Origin of the sequence: Bradyrhizobium sp. 155, from assembly GCF_023101105.1 — a bacterium.
Classification (GTDB): Bacteria; Pseudomonadota; Alphaproteobacteria; order Rhizobiales; family Xanthobacteraceae; genus Bradyrhizobium; species Bradyrhizobium canariense_D.
The window spans coordinates 4,760,267-4,780,329 of record NZ_CP064704.1 but is presented as its reverse complement, the minus strand read 5'-3'; the positions used below and the strand labels follow the sequence as shown (position 1 = coordinate 4,780,329).

Here is a 20,063-nt window from a genome sequence, read left to right as displayed (position 1 = left end):
ATAGCGGCGTAACCCCCCGAATGGATCGAGGTCAGTATGCGAGATAGCCAGCTGGGAATCGGGGTCGTGGGATACGGCTATTGGGGCCCCAATCTCGTTCGCAATTTCTCGATCAATCCGGCCGCCCGCGTTGTCAGCGTCAGCGACCTTGATCCAGGCAGGCTCGGCGCCATAAGGCAAATTTACCCGGGGGTATCAACCACACCTCGATATGACGATCTGCTGAAGGACACCTCGATTGATGCAATCGCTATCGCTACGCCGGTGCACACACATTACGAGCTGGCAATTGAGGCGTTGAGGGCTGGCAAGCACGTGTTGGTCGAGAAGCCCCTGGCGCCAAGCACGGAGCTCGTATCCCGCTTGATCGACGAAGCGGACCGGCGCGGGTTGACGCTGATGGTCGATCACACCTTTCTCTACACGCCAGCGGTTCAGAAGATCCGTGAGCTGTTGCTGAAGGGAGAGCTCGGGGACATCTACTATTACGATAGCATACGCTCGAGCCTCGGGCTGTTTCAAAAGGACGTAAATGTGATTTGGGATTTGGCGGTGCACGACATCTCGATCATCAACCATATCCTCGATGAGAAGCCGATCGCGGTCTCGGCAACGGGCTCGTGCCATGTTGCCGGCTCGCCGGAAAACATGGCCCACATCACATTGTTCTTCCCCAACGCATGTGTGGCCCACGTCAGCGTCAACTGGCTCTCGCCTGTCAAGGTACGCCAGACGTTCATTGGTGGTAGCAAGAAGATGATCGTCTACGACGATCTCGAGCCGACCGAAAAGATCAAAGTCTATGATAAGGGAATTACACTCGATAGGCCTTCCGAGAGTGCACATCAATTTCGGATCGGATATCGCGCCGGCGACATGTGGGCTCCGCATATCTCGCCTAAGGAGGCACTGCAAACGGAGGTCGAGCATTTTATCGACTGCGTGCGCACTGGCGGACAGCCGATTTCCAGCGGCATGTCTGGGCTGCGAGTGGTCGAGGTGCTTGAGGCGGCTTCGCGATCGATCGCCGAACAGGGCAAACCAGTCGCGATCAGGCAGTTGCCGGGAAAGCTACTGGAGCGGGCTCGGGCCACGGCTTAATTGGCGGTTTGGTCGTGGCTGTTCGCCCGCCGAGCCCCACGACGGAGTCGCAATGAATTCAGTACAGCGTTCAGTCTTGTTTTCTGCGGTGGACCGCTATGCGGGTCTTGTGCTGTTCCTCGTCTCGACCGCAGTGCTTTCGCGTCTGCTGACGCCGGGCGAGTTCGGGGTCTTCGCGGTTGTCAATGCGCTCACCGCCGTGATCGCGGCAGCTTTTCAGGAATTTGGGGGCGCGAATTACCTGATTCAGAAACGTGAGCTATCGCGCGGGACTATTCGCACAGCGTTCACTATCACCTGGGCGATCTCACTGGCAGTTGCGCTGATCCTTTTGGCCTCGGCCGACGTCATATCGCAACTCTTTGGGCAGGACAGTCTAAGGCGAGGTATTGAGGTTTCTGCGCTAAACCTTCTCCTTCTACCGGTCTCCGGAACGGTGGCCGCCTTGTTTCGCCGTGACATGAAGTTCGGGACGCTCGCGATCTGCAATCTTGCAAGCAACACGACCATCGCGCTGGTTTCGATCGGACTGGCGGTAATGAACTTCAGCTACATGGCTCCGATTTGGGGTGTTGTGGCAGGGAGCATGGTTCTCACGGCCATGCTGCTGAGCTCGTATCGGGATTGCAGTGTGTTACGTCCTTCGCTGTCCGAATACCGAGACGTCCTCGAGTTCGGTCTCTTTTCCAGCGGCGTTAGCGCCATCAATATCTTCTACAACCTTGCACCCCAGCTCTTTCTTGCGAAGATTCTCGATTTTGCGGCTGTCGGTCTCTATAGCCGGGCGATAAACCTGACCCAGGTATTCGACAGGCTCGTCACCCAGGTGCTGAACCCGATCATCATGCCGGCGATCGTGACGAGGCGTACAGCCGGGGCGGACCTGAAGGGCGTATATCTTGACGCGGTCCAACTGCTTTCCGCCGTGCAGTGGCCATTCCTCACGTTCATAGCGATTATGGCAAGACCGATCGTTTTGCTCTGGTTGGGTGAAGCGTGGCTGGAAGTCGTGCCGTTAGTGCGCATCCTTTGCCTTGCGAATCTGGCGCTGTTCGCTGCGTGTCTGACATATCCTGTATTCGTGGCAGTTGGGCGCGTGCGCGACGCGCTTGTCTCGTCCTTCATCTCGTTGCCGCCATCGCTCCTTGCCCTTCTGGGTGCGTCCTTTTTTGGCGTGGAGGCAGTCGCAGCGTGCGCCGTGCTGACATTGCCATTCCAAGCAGCAGTGGCGATATACTATCTCAGTCCGCATCTGGCGCTGCGGCCGGGCGAATTGTTCCGTGCCCTGCTGAAGAGCGGTGTCGTCACGATGGCGACCGCCTCGGGCGCAGCCACCTGTGCGGTGTTAATCGAGGCGGGAACTCTTAACCTCATTGTAGGGCTTATATCAGCGTTGGTGGTCGCCGCCTTCTGCTGGTTCTGGGGACTGATCGTGACAGGGCATCCCCTGCTGCAGCACCTTCGTCAAGCGGCAGCAGGTCTTGCCGAGATGGCGCCCAGGCTGCTCCCGTCACGCCCGGTACTGTAAAAGCTTGCTTGGCTGTAGAGATAGGAAAACTGACATGCCAATAGAGAACACCCAGCTTGGCCGCGACGTCCGCATCCTGCATCCCGATCTAGTCAACCTGTATGGTTGCATCGTTGGTGACGAGAGCAGGATCGGAACCTTCGTCGAAGTCCAGGCGGGAGCAAAGATAGGCGCGCGTTGCAAGATATCTTCGCACAGCTTCATCTGCGAGGGCGTCACGATCGAGGACGAAGTGTTCGTCGGCCATGGTGTGATGTTCACGAACGACAAATATCCGAGGTCAACAACCGCCGATGGTCGTCTTCAGCAAACTTCGGACTGGACGCTCCAGCGAACTCATGTCGGGAGGGGAGCTTCGATCGGCTCGAACGCCACCATTCTGTGCGGAGTGACGATCGGAGAGGGGGCCTCCGTAGGGGCGGGTGCGGTGGTGACGAGGGACGTTCCGCCTGGCGCTGTCGTCGCGGGAGTGCCCGCTCGGGTATTGTCTGCGGCTGAAACGGCGGTCTTGGGCGATCGCGGCTCAGCAGAGGCGCTTCGTAAACCATTTTAAATTACTCCATAAACGGCAAGATTTAATGATTGATTAAATATAATAATGCGGGTTAAATGTATTATAATATTGGTCCAATAGAGGACTTGAATCTTGATACCCTTCCTGGATCTGAAAGCCCAATATAGCCAAATCAAGCCGGAAATCGATGCCGCAGTCGCGAGAGTCGTCGGCAGCGGGCACTTTGTGCTCGGCCCAGAGGTCACTGCCTTTGAGGGTCGCTTCGCGGAATATTGCCGGACCGCCCATTGCCGCGCGGTGAACAGCGGAACCTCGGCACTTCATCTTGCCTTGCTGGCGGCGGGCGTCGGAACCGGTGACGAAGTCATCACGGTATCCATGACCTTCGTCGCGACAACCGCAGCGATCCTCTACAGTGGAGCCAGGCCGGTGTTTGTCGACGTTGACCCGGTAACATGGACGATGCATCCCGGTTCGATCGAGGCTGCGATAACACCGCGAACGAAGGCGATCCTGCCGGTTCATCTCCACGGGCAGATGGCCGATATGGACTCCATTATGGAGATCGCGCGTCGTCACGGTCTGGTCGTTATCGAGGACGCCGCGCAGGCGCATGGCGCGGAATACCGCGGACGTCGCGCGGGCTCGATTGGCGATCTGGGATGCTTCAGCTTTTACCCCGGCAAGAATCTTGGAGCCTTTGGCGAGGGCGGGGCCGTCGTAACCGATCGGCCTGAATTGGCACGCCGCGTGTCACTGCTGCGGGATTGGGGACAGGAGACGAAATACAATCACGTCATTCCCGGATACAACTATCGCATGGACGAAATTCAGAGCGCGATACTGAACGTCAAGCTGAACTACATTGAGCGCTGGACGGAAGCTCGTCGTTCGCTCGCTGAGCGATACAATGCACTGCTGTCTGATCTTTCATGCCCGCGTCCCCAGCCGCCCCCGTACGCCCGTCACGTGTATCACGTCTATGCGGTCAGATTGCCGTGGCGCGACGAAGCGCTGACGCTATTGCGTGAAGCCGGCATCGGCGCCGGGATCCACTATCCCGTTCCGGTGCATCTGCAGACTGCCTATGCAGAACTCGGTTATCGTGCCGGTGATCTTCCCGTCACCGAGATGCTGGCGAACGATTTCCTCTCTCTTCCCATTTATCCAGAGTTGCTGCCGGAACAGGTGGTCGAGGTTGCCTCCACGCTCAGGAGCGCGGCACTGCGGCCCAGCGAAGTGACGAGCGACCGAGCAGAGCATCCAGAGAGTCTCGTGACAAGGTCCCACAACAGGAGAGCGTCTTGATTGATCTCAAGGGAAAACGCGTTCTGGTCACCGGCGGCGCAGGTTTCATCGGCTCCCACATCATTGATCTGCTCTGCGATGAGGGCTGCATCGAAATCGTTGCCCTCGACAACATGGTCAGAGGCCGGCCGGAAAATCTCCGGCGCGCGCTCGGGCGTGGGCCGGTGAGACTGATTCATGGCGACATTCGCGATCGCAAGCTGATGGAAGCCTTGGTGAAGGCTGCTGACATCGTGTTTCACCAGGCCGCACTTCGCATCACTCATTGCGCGGCGGAGCCACGCCTCGCCAAGGAGGTCATGGTGGACGCCACCTACGACCTCCTGGAGCTGTGCATCAAGCACGATATCGAGAAGGTCATCGCGGCGTCCTCGGCGTCCGTATATGGCATGGCCGAGGAATTTCCGACAACCGAGCGGCAGAACCCGTACAACAACCGGACCCTCTATGGAGCCGCCAAGGCCTTCAACGAAGGGCTTCTGCGGGCCTTCAACGACGTATGCGGCCTCGATTACGTGGCATTCCGGTATTTCAACGTCTATGGCAGCCGGATGGACATCCACGGACGGTACACCGAGGTCTTGATCCGCTGGATGGAGCGGCTCGAAGCCGGATTGCCTCCCATTATCTTTGGTGACGGCCGTCAGTCTATGGATTTCGTCCACGTCCGCGACATCGCGCGGGCCAATATCCTGGCAGCCAGGGCAAAGATCACTGACGAGGTCTTCAACGTGGGGAGCGGCACTGAGACCAGTCTGGTAGAGCTGGCTACGGCGCTTGCATCTGTGATGGGACGCCGCGGCCTGACTCCCGAATTCGCGCCGGAGCGGTCGGTCAATCCGGTGCCGCGACGGCTGGCATCGACGGGCAAGGCGGAGCGTCTGCTGGGTTTCCGCACCACGGTTTCGTTGGAGCAGGGGCTCGCCGACCTCGTGAAATGGTGGCGATCCGAACGCGAGCTTGCTTCGGACCACCAGCGGCAGGCGGCAGCATCGTGATTCCGATCGCTTTGCCGCTGCTAGCGGACGAAGAGGCTGACGCGGCGCGCGCAGTCGTGCTGTCGGGCTGGGTATCGCAAGGTCCGCAGGTGGCCGCATTCGAGCGCGAGTTCGCTGCACTTGTCGGCGCACCGCACGCCTGTGCCGTCTCGAATTGCACGACCGCGCTTCAGCTCGCCTTGGCGGCGCTGGACATCGGCACCGGCGACGAGGTGATCACGGTCAGCCACTCCTTCATTGCGACCGCGAACGTCATCCGACATCAGGGCGCCACCCCGATCTTTGTCGATATCGAGCCGGACACCTACAATTTGGATTGCGCCCGGCTGGCCGAAGCCATCACCGAGCGCACGCGCGCGATCATCGCGGTCCATCAGATGGGCATGCCGTGTGATATGGCAGCACTCGTGGCCGTGGCGCGCCGCCACGGCATTGCGGTGATCGAGGACGCAGCCTGTGCCGCCGGATCGCAGATCCGGATTAATGGGGAATGGGAGTCGATCGGCAAGCCGCATGGCGACATTGCCTGCTTCTCCTTCCATCCGCGAAAGGTGATCACGACGGGTGAGGGGGGAATGCTCACCACCGCGAATGCCGAGCTTGATCGCAAATTCAAGCTCCTGCGCCAGCACGGCATGAGCGTTCCCGACACGGTGCGGCACAATTCGTCGTCCGTGATCTTCGAGGAATACGTCGTTGTGGGCTACAACTACCGAATGACGGACATGCAGGCCGCGATTGGGCGCAAACAGCTCGAGCGGCTCCCGGAACTGATAGCGCGCCGGCGAGCCGTCGCCGCCAATTATGCCGAACAGCTCGGCAATCTAAAAGGGTTGCGGTTACCGACTGAACCGGCGTGGGCCAGATCCAACTGGCAGAGCTATTGCGTACGTCTTCCAGACCGCCTCGACCAGCGCATCGTAATGCAACATCTCCTCGATAAGGGCATCGCGACCCGCCGCGGTATCATGTGCGCTCATCGTGAGCAGCCTTATTCGGCCCTTGTCCAGACACAGGATCTGCGTCAATCCGAACTCGCCCAGGATCGGTCGATCTTGCTGCCCATCTATGCACAGATGAGCGCCGAGGAGACCTTGAGGGTGAGTGCTGCGGTGCGGGCAGAGTTGGAACGATGATCCCGGGGATCGCCGACCAAAAGGCATCGCGACTTTTGGTTGTGATCGCGAGCTATGGGACTGCCAATAATGCCTACCTGGATCGAGTGATCCAGGAATACCGGTCCATGTCGTTCGACGTGGATATCGTCATCATCTCCAACATCGACAAGAAGTCGGCTGCAGACATCGAGTGTGTCGTTGGCCTTCCCAACAAGAATCCCTGGTCGCTTCCCTTCGCGCACAAGGAGTTGTTTGCAGCGCGGGCTGATCAGTATGATCTGTTCATTTATTCCGAGGACGATATCCTGATCACTGAAAGAAATATTCGAGCGTTTCTCGACGTGACCTCAGTGTTGAATGAGGACGAGGTTGCCGGATGGATGCTCGTCGAGAGAGCGTCGAACGGCGAATTGAATTATCCGCAGGCCCACGGTTCCTTCCACTGGGATTGTACGGCGGTCAAGACCAGGGGAAATTACCATCTTGCTCATTTTACCAACGAGCATGCTGCCAGCTATATGCTCACCCGGCAGCAGCTTGCCAGAGCAATTGCGTCCGGGGGCTTTTTGGTCGGGCCTCACGAAGGCAAGTACGACCTGCCTTGCACCGCTGCAACCGATCCATTCACCCAGTGTGGCTTCAGGAAGCTGATACCAATTTCCCATATCGACGATTTCTCGGCGCACCATTTACCGAACAAATATATCAACCGGCTCGGCGTCGATCGCCGGCAATTGGACGCACAACTATCCGTCCTGATGCAGATCGCGCGTGAGGGAAACAATGCCGTTCCGCTGTTCAGCGCCGAGACCAGGCTCTGGCACGGCATGTACTCGAAAGACTACTACGAGCCGGCCAGGGACGAGGTGTTGTCCGCTGTACCGCAAAGCGCGGCCGTATTGTCGATCGGGTCCTGCTCGGCTGCAAACGAACGCCGACTGCTGGAGAGAGGAAACCGAGTGGTGACTATTCCCCTCGACCCCGTTGTGGGTAGCGGCTTGGCCCAGCTTGGGGCTGAGGTGGTGTTAGGGGACGTCATAACGGCGAGATCAAAAATTGCAGCGGAGCGGTTTGACCGACTGCTGTTCGTTGATGTCTTGCAATTCATTCGTGATCCGGCGCATCTCCTCAAGCTGTTTGCCGATCTCCTGGCTCCGGACGGGCGAGTGATCATTTGCGCGCCAAACCGCCCCTCTCTTCGGTACGCCTGGGAATGCGCGAAATCCAGCAGCGTCTTTCGACGCTGGGGAAGCTTCGATGCTGTGGGAATCCACGACACGACGACCAGGAAAATCCAGAGGTGGTGTGCGCAAGCCGGTCTAGCGATCGAGAAGGTTGAGAGGCGCGCTCCGCATCGCGCCGGTCTGAAGTTGAAATTCCTGTCTTCTGTGCTTGCGCCCGACCTTGTTGCGACCGCCACCAGGCGTGAATCGCTAAGGCCGTTCCTTCGCAAGGATCACGGCATGGAGCAAATGGAGGTTTCCAGAAGGAGCGTCGTTCAATGAGCTTGGAGGCTGCCAGAAGAAACCAGATTGACGACATGCAGGGACGCGCTGGTGCTGCGCAGGACACGACTGCGCAAAGCTACTACACCCGCTCTCGCCGCGAGATACGGTCGTTGCTGCCCAGCCGCGCCTCCCGGATCCTCGAAGTGGGACCTGGCGCAGGCTTCACTCTTGCTTGGCTCAAGTCGATCTACCCTGCCGCCACGACATTCGGAGTCGAGCTCAATCAAGAACTTGAAGCCGACCTGATACTGAACGCCGATGTCGCGATGATCGGAGACATCGACGATTTGATATCAGGAGTCGGTAGCAAGTTTGACCTGATCTTGTTGCTTGATGTCCTTGAACATGTTCCGGATCCAACGCGAACTCTTCAGGCCATCACCAGAAGCCTTCTCATGGATGGTGGGCGCGTAATCGTTTCTGTTCCGAACATCGCGCATCTGAGCGTGACGCTTCCGCTGCTCTTCCAGCGTCGATTTGAATACACAGATTCGGGGATTCTTGACCGCACGCATTTGAAGTTCTTTGTCGAAGGCACCGCCGTCAGGCTTCTGAACGATTCGAGCCTGGTCGTTAAGGATGGTCTGGTCACGGGCATTGAAGGTCGACGATCGAAGATGTTGGACGGACTTACCTTCGGCGGCCTGACCCATCACCTGGCAAAGCAATATATTATGGCGGGTGAGCTCACCACTGCATCGACCGCGCAGCCGAAAATCAACTGGAAGAAGAACCGGCTGATCAGCTAGCAGCGATAGCCGTCAGGCGGACCGCTCCAATTCTCGAAGAGGCGCACCTGGCCGTCGGGCGCGTCAACTACGGCGGGACAATCCGCGAATTCACCTTCGAGCATAGATCGTGAAATCGCCCCAAGCAGGACCTCGGCATGCCGTTTGGAGCATATGACGGGATCAAAGCGGCCTTTTGAATCTGCCGACAGGTGCTCGCGCACCCCGGACCAATAGTCGCGATGGGCGACGACTGACTTCATGGCGGAGACGAGTTCATCCATATTCTTCTGCGGCTGAAATCGCATAAGGCTCGAACTATGCCAATTTGCGCTTTCGGGATCGCCAACCGGGTTCGCCACAACGAAGCCTCGGCTACCGTCCAGACCGATCTGCTCACGCGCGCCGCCGACGTCACTCATGATTGTAGGTAATCCCGCGCTTAGCGCTTCCATGGAGGCCAATGACCATCCCTCAAAAAATGAGTTCAGAACAAAGCAATCGGCGGCGGCCAGCAGGATGGATGGATCTGGAAACGAATGCCGCAGGTGGATCCGGTCCTTGCAAGGCATCTTGTCGCGAAGCGTACGGACTTGACGCGTGTACACAGCATCGTCCAGGCGGCCGGCGATCAGCAGATGGACCTTGTGATCATCTTCTGCGACTTCGGAGAATGCCCGCACCAGGCCGTATGCATTCTTCTGGACCGTGTGACGACCGAGCGAGAGAAAGAGAAACTCGTCATTGAGGCCCAGCCAGGCCCGGGCCTTCGACCGGTTCACCGACGGGCGATGTGTCTGGTTGAATGCATTGGGGATGGTGATGACCGCACGATCGGAATAGGTCGGATTGCCCGACAGGTACTGACGCCGCACGAGCTCGCTTACCGCGACAAAGCAGGTGACGAGTTCCGATCTCTGACGCTCCTCCATCCAATTTGTGCTTATGGGGGTTGGAATGCCGTGGAGCGTCTCCACGACCGGAACGCGGGCGTCTTTGGCCGCCTGCAAGAGCCAACCCGGCGGATCGTGCGCGCTGATAACGTCAGGACGGTTCGCTTTCATCCAGAGACAAGCGTCGCCTGGCGAGGCGGCAACAACCGCCGTGCCTTCAATCTGCAAGATCGTGAACAATTGTCCGACGGGCGCCGACGATGAATGTGCGCACATAACCGTCACACGAAGCCCGAAATGGGGGAGGCGCCGCGCAAGAAAGGCGACAAATTCATCCAGCCCGCCGGCGTCGAGCACCGGAGTGACGATGAGGCAATGGACACTTCCCGGCGACACGAGAAAGTCGTCCGGATTCGACACGCTGCTGGTCGGAATAGAGGCGGGCGCCGCCGGGGCATGCGGCGCGACCATGGCATCATATGGCATGAGCGGCTTCGACCAGTCGTCAACGAGACCGTCGTCTCCGGACGCCAACCGGCCGCCAATGAACAGTTTCTTCCCGATACGTCGCACGCTTCGCGGCAGCCGCCAGGAGTTTCGTTGTGCCCAAAGCGTCGCACGCCCTCGCAAGGAAAAGTCGTTCTGGCTGAAACCCGTCATGAGTTCAAATGCGTCGGTCTCGATTTGCTGATATCGATATACAGCCTGCAAATTGATATTAAACATATATTGCGGCTGATAACAATCTAATTAAACAGATGGTATTATACTTGCGGCCATATTTTTAGGATGTACGATCACATATGTCGCCTCGTGATTTGATGAACAGCCGGTTTGGATTGTCGGCAACCAATATTGGGATGCGGGCTCAAAAATCATGGAAGGCGCGTTCCGGAGGCCTTTGGCAGGAATGGATGCGCCGTGAGTTCCATTGATGCGATCATACCCTGTTATCAGTATGGGCATTTCCTTAGAGAATGCGCCGACAGCATATTGAGGCAGTGCGAACCCGAATTGCGGCTGCTGATTATTGATGATGCCTCGACGGACAATACAGCCGAGGTTGCGCAGGAACTGGTTCGTGCAGACGCTCGGGTCGAGTTTCGCAGGCATTCTGTCAATCACGGCCACATCGCCACCTTCAACGAGGGGATCGCCTGGGCCGCTGCGGACTACATGATTCTGCTCTCCGCAGACGATTACCTGATGCCCGGTGCGATCGAGAGGGCTGCGAGGCTGATGGATGAGAATCCCTCCGTCGGTCTCACGTTTGGAGGCGCAGTCGCGCTTTGTCAGGGGCGCGAGGAGGTTGTGCCGCTGCCACCGGAACTTGGACCTGGTACGAAGATACTGGCCGGCCGCGATTTCATCAAAATGGGGGGGTCCAGAAACATAGTCCTGGCGCCAAGCGTGGTGGTGCGAACCAGCCTGCAGAAGAAGGTGGGGGGATACTTACCGGATTTGACGCACAGCGGCGATATGGAGATGTGGCTGCGGTTCGCCGCGCATGGACCCGTCGGCTTCATCGATGCGATCCAGGCCGTGTACCGGCGACATTCAACCAACATGTCAGGCGGATATTCGGCCGAGCAGGATTTCGTTCAACGCAAGCTGGCGTTGGAGCATTTCCTGGATAGCTGCGCTGGCGTGCTTCCGGACGTCGACGATCTCAGGTCCTGGTTGACAAGCCATCTGGCGCTCGACACGATCAGTTGTGCGAGCCGAGCCTTCAATGACGGAGACGTTGGGTTATCGGAGCGCCTTTCGGCGATAGCGGCAAAGCTGGACCCGGCGGTCACGAGATCGCGTCGTTGGTGGCTTCTCGCCAGCAAACGGCAGTTGGGATTGCGCGGGTGGCAATTGCTGCGACCTGCTATCGAGCGGCTGAAGATGCTGTAATCGGCTCGAGGCTCACGGGCTGCCACGCTGCAAGCCGCGTTTCCGCCCGACGGCGTGTTCTACCGCTGGATCGGGCTAGACCGGATACATCGCGGACTCCCGCAGCGATGCCCTGATGCCGATGCATACTCCCCAGAAGATCCAGAGGTAGTTCCAGTAGTGGACCGTCAGCCCGGTAAACATGAGCATGACGACCGCGACGGTGAATGCGATGCGCAGGCCCGACGCGCTGGGATCCTCCATGACGCCCTTGAAGCGTTTTTTTACCGGTAGAATGCTCGCAATGTTCGTCAGGATGAGCAAGAAAATCATAGGAAGTCCGAACCGTAGCGCGAACACCAGCCACACTGAGTCGATCGTGGTATCGAGAATGTCGTGATTGAGCAGGGCGAATGCGTATCCGGTCAAGGGAGAATACATGATCTTCTGTGTCGCTGCGTCCCAGATCAGCATTCGAAAGTAACCCGAAACCGGATCGAAGGTGAGGTGGGAGATGATCCAGCCTAGCGGGTGATTGGCCACGGCCAGGATCGCGAGAACGATCGTAGCCAGACACACTTGCAGCGCGCGCCATCGTCCAGAAGTTTGCTTCAGTGCCGTATCATAGAGGTAAAGCATCAGGACGAGGAGACACGACAACAAGGGCGCGGAGGACAACGACAGCAGGCAACCGAAAACGCACAGACCTGCCCAAAGCATCCTCGACAATGCCCGTTGCTCCGAAAACAGCAGGATGGCGCAAGCGACGGTGCAATAGGTGCCCAACAGAATTGGGTGGTCGAACGTCGAGGCGGCTCTTACCCAATACAGCCTGTAGTCGGGCGAGAGTGGCGCATTGCTGCCGAAGGCGGCAGAAAACACCTGCTGAACAATGAGCCGGCCAGAAAGATTATCGAAAAGCGCCAGCAGGACGATGTAGGCAGTCACGATCTTGAAGGGTTGAATGAAGCTTTGAATTGCCGCCGGCCCGAAGAAAAATCCGCGGGCGACGATGTAGCCGCCCAGAAACTCGAGGCTCTCGGCGGCGGTCGATGAGATCGCACTCGACCCGCTGGTGTAGGTGGCGGCTGCGAACATCCAGGCTGCGACGGTACATGCAAGATAGTCCGAGGCGAGGATGTGACGACCGGTCCTGAGCAGTCTTGCCGCTGCAGGTATTATGAGCAGCAGGATGCCGATCCGCCCGACCGTGAGTTTCGCATCGGCGAGATAAAGCTGGACTTGCGCCGCCGGCAGAATGAGCCCCATCAGCAGCAGCCAGGCCGGCAGCTTGCTGCACCGCTCAGCGGCTTTCGGCAAAGCCGTACTTGTCAGGCCGAATTCGCCGCCCGCAACCGTGACGCTCATGAGAGAACCGCCTTGCCCGGTGATCCCGCTTCGATCTGAACGCGGCGGCTGTTGTCGTCAGTCAAGTACCAAGTGAAGGTGACCGAACGCGGCGCCAGTCCGCTCGTGAAACGTCCATTCTGAAAGACGTACGGCCGATAGCCGATGTCGGAAACGAATTCCGAGATCTCGTCCGATGCGAAGGCGCACATCAGTGCCGGCTTGTGCCGCCTCAGCGTGTGCTCCGACCCTCGCAGGATCTCCAGCTCGGCGCCCTGAGCGTGCACCTTGATCAGGGAGGGCGACATTGCAAAGGAATCGAGCGTGCGGCACTCGATCCTGTGTTCCTCCACGGTCAACTTGGACTGATCGAAACGGTACATGCGGCCGCCATCGTTCAGCCACTCGGTCGCCGCCTCCCGGGAGGTCGCGGCCATGCCATCGCAAGCCCACCGACCGTATGAGGGGACGAAGAACGTAATGGTGCCCGGCTTGGCTCCGAGAGCGCAGGGGAAGATCGAGACGGACCGATCTCCGGAGAAACGGAGTTTGAGCCGCTCGGCCGAGAGCGGTTCGGGCTCGAAGGCCACGATGCTCGATTGCGGCCTGAACTTCTTGAACGCCTGGATGCTTTGTCCGCGATTGGCTCCGATGTCGACGATCAGGCCATTGGCGCTGGAGGTCCAATTCGCGCCCCTGTACTCGGGTTTTGCGAGGTAAGAGGCCGCCGCGTCCTTGAATGCGAATCGCGCCGCGGCAACGCCGGGGATGTTCGCATATGCGAAACGGGCAAAAGGCTTCAAGTTCATGACGACAGGACCTTGCCCAAGCGCAAGTTTGGAGCGGCTATTAATCGTTCAGATTAAACAAAATAAATCCGATTGCAATATCGACCATTTAAATATAGGGAATGTAGGCAACTTATTAAATCGCGCAGCGAAAGTTCCCCATGGCGACCGCGTTGAAGGTTGGCGAAACCGATGCTTCGTATGGGCTGGCGGAGAGCCTCGTTTCCGAGGTCGCGGTGCTCATCGTCGGTTACGGGAACTCGGAGGACGTCGTTGATTGCCTGCTGGCATTGTCGCGTGCGACCACGTCGCCCACTTTCGACATCTTCATTTGCGAGAATGGCGGTCGTGATGCCTATCACCACCTTGTAAGCGCCCTGATCAGCGAAGGAGGGCCCTGCCGGCAGAGCCAATCGTTCGGAATCGCCCTAGATGGCAACACCAGCCGGTTTACGAACGTTCAGCGCCTGTCTATGCGCGGAAGATCGTCAAATGTCTGGGTGGGGTGCGCCTGCGACAATTTGGGCTATGCCGGCGGGATTAACGCGTGGTTGCGTCCCCTCTCTGCGATACCCACCTGGTGCGCCATCTGGATCCTGAATCCCGATACTCAGCCGACCGAGTCTGCCCTGGCGGCGCTGCACGAACGGGCGCAGTCCGGCCGAAAGGCGATGGTGGGCAGCACCATTCTGGACAGCCTCGACGCAGATCACGTGAGATTTCGCGGCGGGCTTTCCTGGCAGAGGCTGGCGGCGAGAGACGTTGCCATAGGCCTGGGAGAGCTTATCGACGTGTCCTGCAACATCGCCGCCGTTGAATCCGCGATGGATAGCCCTTCGGGGGCATCGATGTACGTGACCCGTTGGTGCATCGAGCGGATCGGCCTCATGGATGAAAGCTATTTCCTGTTTTACGAGGACATGGATTGGGGGCTTCGCGCAAGGCACTTGGGGCTCGGTTATGCGGCCGATTCGATCGTCGTTCACAAGCGAGGTACGACGACGGGATCGGGCAGAGCTTCGGTGCTCTCCGTCTATCTCCAGCACCGCAATTGCGTTCGCTTCGTGCGACGGCATTTTCCGTGGTCGCTGCCTCTGAGAGTTGCGGTTTCGCTCATGTACGCATTCAGGTTCTTGCTGCAGGGCGCGCCAAGCAACAGTCGCGCAGCGGTCGAAGGACTTGTCGCGGGATTGAAGGGTGAGATGGGCCGGCCGAAGGAGCGGATGGCCCAATAGCGAAGCCGGGGGCGCCTCCAGATGCGGCAGCCGATCCTTGTTCAGGCGCTTCTATTGCTTGCGGTAGCGAGCCTCGAAGCCAGAGTTGCTGCACGCGCGGCCGAGCGCGACAGGTCCGAGTGGCCCAACGAAACGAATACGGGAGTGCGGCCGGACGCGAAACTGACGCCGTTTGGCGACGTCGTGGCGGATCAGGCCGGCGCGACCTTCTCAGGCCTCGACATTGCAGGCCGCGTCTACATCAAGGCGCCGAACGTGACGTTGACGGACTCCCGAGTGACTTCCGCGTCGTTTTACATCGTGAGAATCGAGCCGGGCGTAACGGGCACGGTGATCCGGAATTGCGAGATCAACGGCGTCGGCTCCGGCAACGATGGTTCGTACGGCATCGTTGGCCAGGGTACGTTTGTCGGAAACAACATCTATAATGTCGAGAACGGAATTGGCGTGTCCGGGTCCGATACGCTCATCCAGGATAACTACATTCACGATCTCCTTGCGTCCGGTTCTCCGCATTACGATGGCATCTCGATCGATGGCGGCAATTCCAACGTGGTCATCAGGCACAACACGGTCATCAATGCGCACACGCAGACCTCGGCGGTCATGATCGACAATTATTTCGGACCGATCTCGAATATTGAAGTCGACGGCAACCTGCTGATAGGCGGCGGTTACACGGTCTACAGCTCGGCGCAATTCAATGGCGGGGCGGTCGATGGGGTTTCTTTTACGAACAACCGGATGGGCAGAGGCAAGTGGGGCTATAGCTCGATTGTGAAGAACGTCCCGGTCTGGCGAGAAAATGTCGATGACGCGACAGGCCGCCGTGCCGGCCCGAGGTAATCAGTGCCTGGCTTCGGGCCTCCTGCCTATGCCACCCGCCTGAACCAGAACGAACCGGGCTGGCGCGAGGGTTCGCGCATCAGAACCGGACATGCGTCGTTCAGCCTGTCTCTGTGGGAACGGGCGAGCCAATTGACAGCGCCAATGATCTCGAAATGCGGGTTGAAGCTCAGGAACGCCTCGAGTAGATACTGTTCATTCCACAGCCAGCGGTCGCGAAGTATCCATTGAGCGGGATAGTCGTGCGGCGTGAAGACGTCGTGGACATGGATGATCACATTGGGGCGGAGCAGGCCGAGCACGTGCAGGTATTCGTGCAGCACGTCACCCTGCGGCCGGATCATGTGAGATGAGTCGATAAAGAGAATGTCATTTTCGTCCAGCGTCTCGAACAGGCTGTCGGGACAGCACTCGATCTTTTTTCTCAAAACCGTCACGCCGGTCGATTCGAGGCACGGCTGCTCAAACGGCTCAATGCAGATCTGCTCGCAATGATATCGTGGATCGTCCTTCCTGTTCGCCGCTATCGCGAGGCGGGCCATGAGGGTCGAATTTCCACTGCCGACCTCGATGATGCGTTTGGGTCGGAAGCAACGGATCATATTATAAAGAAATTCGGCATCTCCAGGCTCGAAGGAGCCGTTGTGGTAGCCAAATTCGCCCAGGCCTTTTTGATGGACCGGAATTGCGAGTAGTTCGTCCCGGTAGTTGAATTGCGCGATCAGAGCGAGCTGTGCCGCTTCGTTCAGGTTCAGTCCGGCTATTTGCCTCGGCAGATCAAGGTCGCGCTTCAGGTCTGCCGGAAAAACGATGGGCTCGTAGTAGTGATGCCGCACAATGGCGAACTGAAATCTGTCGCAGACAGACCTCGACAAGGGGGCTCGATCACGAAGGCGACTCACGAGGATTGCAAGCGGCGCAAAAAGCAGAATGAACGGCGCCAAAACCAGATCAAGTATTCTGTAAACAGACTTGCGGAAATAGTGCATGGATCACTTCCGATCTGAACGAAGAAAACGAGGGCAATCAGCGGTCCGATAACGCTCCATCTCGATGCACGAGAATATTGTGGCCCATTGCCATTCCACCGTCCAGACCACGGCCATCCCTCCAGTTCGTCCGGGCCGTAAAAACACGGGGCCGCCTGGGCTCTTTGCCTGCCGGAAAGGGCATCTTCAGCGTAGCTTTGGCGACAACGCAGCGAGCCTGGCGTGAGCGGCGGTCGATTGCGGGATAAATCCGCGCGCGATTTAACATCAGGCCCTCCAAGCGGCTCCTTCGAACGCCACATCTCGTGAGGTGTGGCCACGAGCGTTCTTGCCAGTAATCCTTTGCTGAAGGCAGGGATTATATATCGCCAATTAAATTGGAAAATGCCGGGCGCCCCGTGCTGATGGATGGGCATGACCCTCTCTGCCGGCGCTGACGAAGATTGAAGTGAATAAGTTCGCAGTGTGCTCTTGTGGCAACGCGCGAACACTCGCAATGTGGCGCAGCTTATATGGCGGAGTTGCTTCGGGTTTTTTTAATCGCCGCTGAATTAAGCCGAGCGTTGGACCCCAAAAATGACCCTAGTCGCGCCCCCGTCTCGTCCCAAAAAAGCCCCCGCTGATGGATCATGACACGGCCCGTGGCGCGCCTTTGGGCATGATGCGCCCACGTTCGATTTAACTGCGAAGGAGACATATATCTTGGCAACGACGACTGCGTGGCCTGATGCTACGAACACTGGAGTGTCGGCGGGCGTGACCCTCACTCCTTACTACGGAGATCTCGTAATCAACACGGCGGGCGCCGTGATCAGCGGCCTCGACATCCATGGATCGGTCTTCATCAACGCTCCGAACGTCACGTTGGAGAACTGCAAGGTTACGACCGACGCGTTCTACGCCGTGAGGGTTGCGGCGGGCGTGACCGGGGCGGTGGTCCAGCACAATGAGATCAATGGCGTCGGCTCGGGCAACGACGGCGATTATGGAATCATGGGTCAAGGGAAGTTCATCGCCAACAACATCTACAACGTCGAAAACGGGATCGGGGTGGATGGAGGGAATACCCTCATCCAGGACAACTACATCCACGACATGATCGCGTCGGGATCTCCGCACTATGACGGCATCTCGATCGACGGGAAGAACTCCAACATCACAATCAGCCATAACACGGTCATCAATGACCATACCCAAACGGCTGCGATCATGATCGACAACTACTTCGGGCCCGTCTCGAACGTCACTGTCGACAACAACCTGCTGTACGGAGGTGGCTACAACATCTACAGCTCGGCCCAGTTCGACGGCGGATCGGTCACGGGAGTGTCGGTCACGAACAATCATGTGGGCGGGGGTTATTGGGGCCCGACCGCATTCACCGGCAACTCCCCGGTTTACACCGGCAATGTCGATGACAGCGGGACCTTGGTCGCGACCCTCAACACGTCGGCGAACAGCGGCTCGGACTCAGCCCCGACTGCACCATCCGCTCCCGTCATCGCGTCGTTCTCGACCGATAGCGGCACCGCTGGTGACAAGATCACCAGCGACAACACCATCGAGTTGAAGGGGTCCGCTGCTGCAGGCAGCACGGTCAAGTTCTACGATGGTACGACCCAGATCGGTTCGGCCACCGCGGACTCGAGCGGCAATTGGGACTACATCACAAAGGTCCTGACTGACGCCAAGCACACGTTGACCGTAACCGCGACCGACTCGTCCGGTCAGACCAGCGCGGCGTCGTCTGCGTTGGCAATCACCGTCGACACCAAAGCGCCGACTGCGCCGACCATGGCCAGCCATACGGTGAACAGTGCCAATCAGGTGGTGTTGTCGGGCTCGGCGGAAGCGAGCAGCGTCGTCAAGGTATTCGACGGCACGACACAGATCGGGACCGTCACGGCCGACAGCAGTGGCGCTTGGGGCTACACCAGCGCTGCCCTAGCAGCCGGTTCGCACATCCTCACCGCCAAGGCAACGGACGCGGCAGGCAACACCGGCACGGCGTCCACCGCGTTCGCGGCGAGCATCAGCAACTCGGCCCCGACCTCGCCGACGTCACCGTCGTCGCCGACCGCGCCCACGTCGCCGACTGCCGGTACGGTCGTCGAGTCGGCTGGCTCGACAACTCTCGTTGAGAGCAGCGGCAAATTTTACCTCAACGGCAGCACCGGATCGGGCCCCACGCTGAAGGATGACGGTGTGGCGTTTGTGAAGGGGGCGGATGGCACCTGGGCACCGATTGGTGCGGAGAAGACCGCGACGGGCTATGAGGTTGTCTGGAAGGAGGCCAGCACCGGTCAGTACACGGCGTGGAACACCGACAACAACGGCAACTACGTTTCCCATGTCGACACCCTGACCGGGTCAACGTGGGGCGGCTCAGTGTCGGGTACGGACTCCGGCCTGAAATCGTTGGAGACCACCTTCCATCAGGATCTGAACGGTGACGGTCAGATCGGTACGTCCACGGCCACCGCACCGACGTCGCCAGCGCCGACCACTGGCAAGGTCGTCGAGTCGGCTGGTGTGACAAGTCTCGTTGAGAGTGGCGGCAAATTCTACCTCAACGGCAGCAGCGGAACGGGCCCCTCGCTGAAGGATGGCGGTGCCGATTTCGTGAGCGGGTCAGATGGCACCTGGACTCCCATTGGTGCGGAGAAAACGGCGACGGGCTATCAGGTTGCCTGGAAGGAGGCGAGCACGGGTCAGTACACGGCCTGGAACGTCGACAACAACGGCAACTACGTCTCCCATGTCAGCTCCCTGACCGGCTCCGCCTCGGGCGGCTCCGTGTCGGGTACGAACTCCGGCCTCAAGTCACTCGAGACCGGCTTCCATCAGGATCTGAACGGTGACGGGCAGATCGGTACGTCCAGCGTAGCTACGTCGTCCACCGCAACCACTAGCACCGCTGCTACTGCGAGCAGTACGTTCGTCGCCTCGGCAGGCAACACGACCCTGAAGAGTACTTCAGGCAATGACACCTTCGTTGGCAGCAGCCAGGCCGACACTTTCTCGTTTGCCGCGAACTTCGGCAACGACGTCGTCAAGGGGTTCGTTGCCCGCGGTCCTGCGCACGACACGATCGAGTTCAGCAAGAGTGTGTTCGACAGTTTTGCGAGCGTTCTCTCCCACGCGACTCAGTCGGGCGCCGACGTCGTGATCGCGACCGGGAGCGATACGCTTACGCTGAAGAACGCCAAGCTCGGCGGGTTGACCAGCAACGACTTCCACTTTGCGTAAGGTACGGACTTCCACACGGAGTAGTACTCAACAAC

Annotated in this window: 16 protein-coding genes; 12 read left to right on the top strand and 4 right to left on the bottom strand. The window is 58.8% G+C overall.

Annotated elements, in window-relative coordinates; translation table 11 throughout:
* The first annotated feature begins 36 nt into the window (after positions 1 to 36).
* From IVA93_RS23395 to IVA93_RS23360, 8 genes are all read left to right on the top strand, one after another.
* Entirely contained in the window at positions 37 to 1,101 is a 1,065-nt protein-coding gene (locus IVA93_RS23395) for a Gfo/Idh/MocA family protein (protein ID WP_247369046.1), read from the top strand.
* Positions 1,102 to 1,153: 52 nt separating this feature from the next.
* The gene (locus tag IVA93_RS23390) at positions 1,154 to 2,629 is read left to right on the top strand and encodes an oligosaccharide flippase family protein (RefSeq protein ID WP_247485093.1); all 1,476 of its coding nucleotides are present in this window, start codon (positions 1,154 to 1,156) and stop codon (positions 2,627 to 2,629) included.
* Between the two features lie 34 nt (positions 2,630 to 2,663).
* Positions 2,664 to 3,182, top strand: coding sequence for an acyltransferase (locus IVA93_RS23385; protein ID WP_247369050.1), 519 nt, complete (start codon positions 2,664 to 2,666; stop codon positions 3,180 to 3,182).
* A 93-nt stretch (positions 3,183 to 3,275) separates the two neighbouring features.
* Positions 3,276 to 4,451, top strand: a complete 1,176-nt coding sequence (locus IVA93_RS23380; protein WP_085358674.1) for a DegT/DnrJ/EryC1/StrS family aminotransferase — start codon at positions 3,276 to 3,278, stop codon at positions 4,449 to 4,451.
* Entirely contained in the window at positions 4,448 to 5,449 is a 1,002-nt protein-coding gene (locus IVA93_RS23375) for an NAD-dependent epimerase/dehydratase family protein (protein WP_247369052.1), read from the top strand. The genes IVA93_RS23380 and IVA93_RS23375 overlap by 4 nt, the downstream gene beginning before the upstream one ends.
* On the top strand, positions 5,389 to 6,585 hold the full coding sequence (locus IVA93_RS23370; RefSeq protein ID WP_247369054.1) for a DegT/DnrJ/EryC1/StrS family aminotransferase: 1,197 nt from the start codon (positions 5,389 to 5,391) through the stop codon (positions 6,583 to 6,585). Before IVA93_RS23375 ends, IVA93_RS23370 begins: the two co-directional genes overlap by 61 nt.
* Positions 6,582 to 8,072, top strand: a complete 1,491-nt coding sequence (locus IVA93_RS23365) for a class I SAM-dependent methyltransferase (RefSeq protein ID WP_247369057.1) — start codon at positions 6,582 to 6,584, stop codon at positions 8,070 to 8,072. Before IVA93_RS23370 ends, IVA93_RS23365 begins: the two co-directional genes overlap by 4 nt.
* A complete protein-coding gene (locus tag IVA93_RS23360; protein ID WP_247369060.1) occupies positions 8,069 to 8,824 on the top strand; it encodes a class I SAM-dependent methyltransferase in 756 nt (251 codons plus the stop codon). Before IVA93_RS23365 ends, IVA93_RS23360 begins: the two co-directional genes overlap by 4 nt.
* Here the strand turns inward: IVA93_RS23360 and IVA93_RS23355 are convergent.
* Positions 8,821 to 10,422, bottom strand: coding sequence for a glycosyltransferase family 4 protein (locus IVA93_RS23355; RefSeq protein WP_247369063.1), 1,602 nt, complete (start codon positions 10,420 to 10,422; stop codon positions 8,821 to 8,823). The genes IVA93_RS23360 and IVA93_RS23355 overlap by 4 nt on opposite strands.
* A 195-nt stretch (positions 10,423 to 10,617) precedes the next feature.
* On the opposite strand from IVA93_RS23355, the gene IVA93_RS23350 reads away from it, so the two are divergent.
* The gene (locus tag IVA93_RS23350) at positions 10,618 to 11,595 is read left to right on the top strand and encodes a glycosyltransferase (RefSeq protein WP_247369066.1); all 978 of its coding nucleotides are present in this window, start codon (positions 10,618 to 10,620) and stop codon (positions 11,593 to 11,595) included.
* Between the two features lie 75 nt (positions 11,596 to 11,670).
* Here the strand turns inward: IVA93_RS23350 and IVA93_RS23345 are convergent, their stop codons facing one another.
* Positions 11,671 to 12,942 (bottom strand): hypothetical protein, encoded by a 1,272-nt coding sequence (locus tag IVA93_RS23345; RefSeq protein ID WP_247369070.1) that lies wholly within the window; start codon positions 12,940 to 12,942, stop codon positions 11,671 to 11,673.
* Positions 12,939 to 13,730: an FkbM family methyltransferase gene (locus tag IVA93_RS23340; protein ID WP_247369072.1), complete on the bottom strand. Its 792-nt coding sequence runs from the start codon at positions 13,728 to 13,730 to the stop codon at positions 12,939 to 12,941. The genes IVA93_RS23345 and IVA93_RS23340 overlap by 4 nt, the downstream gene beginning before the upstream one ends.
* Positions 13,731 to 13,870: 140 nt before the next feature.
* Here IVA93_RS23340 and IVA93_RS23335 point away from each other — a divergent pair, with 140 nt between their 5' ends.
* Together IVA93_RS23335 and IVA93_RS23330 are read left to right on the top strand one after the other, a co-directional pair.
* On the top strand, positions 13,871 to 14,944 hold the full coding sequence (locus tag IVA93_RS23335; RefSeq protein ID WP_247369074.1) for a glycosyltransferase family 2 protein: 1,074 nt from the start codon (positions 13,871 to 13,873) through the stop codon (positions 14,942 to 14,944).
* Between the two features lie 21 nt (positions 14,945 to 14,965).
* Entirely contained in the window at positions 14,966 to 15,790 is an 825-nt protein-coding gene (locus IVA93_RS23330; RefSeq protein ID WP_247369075.1) for a polysaccharide lyase domain-containing protein, read from the top strand.
* A gap of 26 nt (positions 15,791 to 15,816) precedes the next feature.
* Here the strand turns inward: IVA93_RS23330 and IVA93_RS23325 are convergent, their stop codons facing one another.
* Positions 15,817 to 16,779, bottom strand: a complete 963-nt coding sequence (locus IVA93_RS23325) for a class I SAM-dependent methyltransferase (protein WP_247369077.1) — start codon at positions 16,777 to 16,779, stop codon at positions 15,817 to 15,819.
* Positions 16,780 to 17,535: 756 nt separating this feature from the next.
* Between IVA93_RS23325 and IVA93_RS23320 the strand changes: the two genes are divergently transcribed.
* The gene (locus IVA93_RS23320; protein ID WP_247369079.1) at positions 17,536 to 20,028 is read left to right on the top strand and encodes an Ig-like domain-containing protein; all 2,493 of its coding nucleotides are present in this window, start codon (positions 17,536 to 17,538) and stop codon (positions 20,026 to 20,028) included.
* Positions 20,029 to 20,063 lie beyond the last annotated feature (35 nt).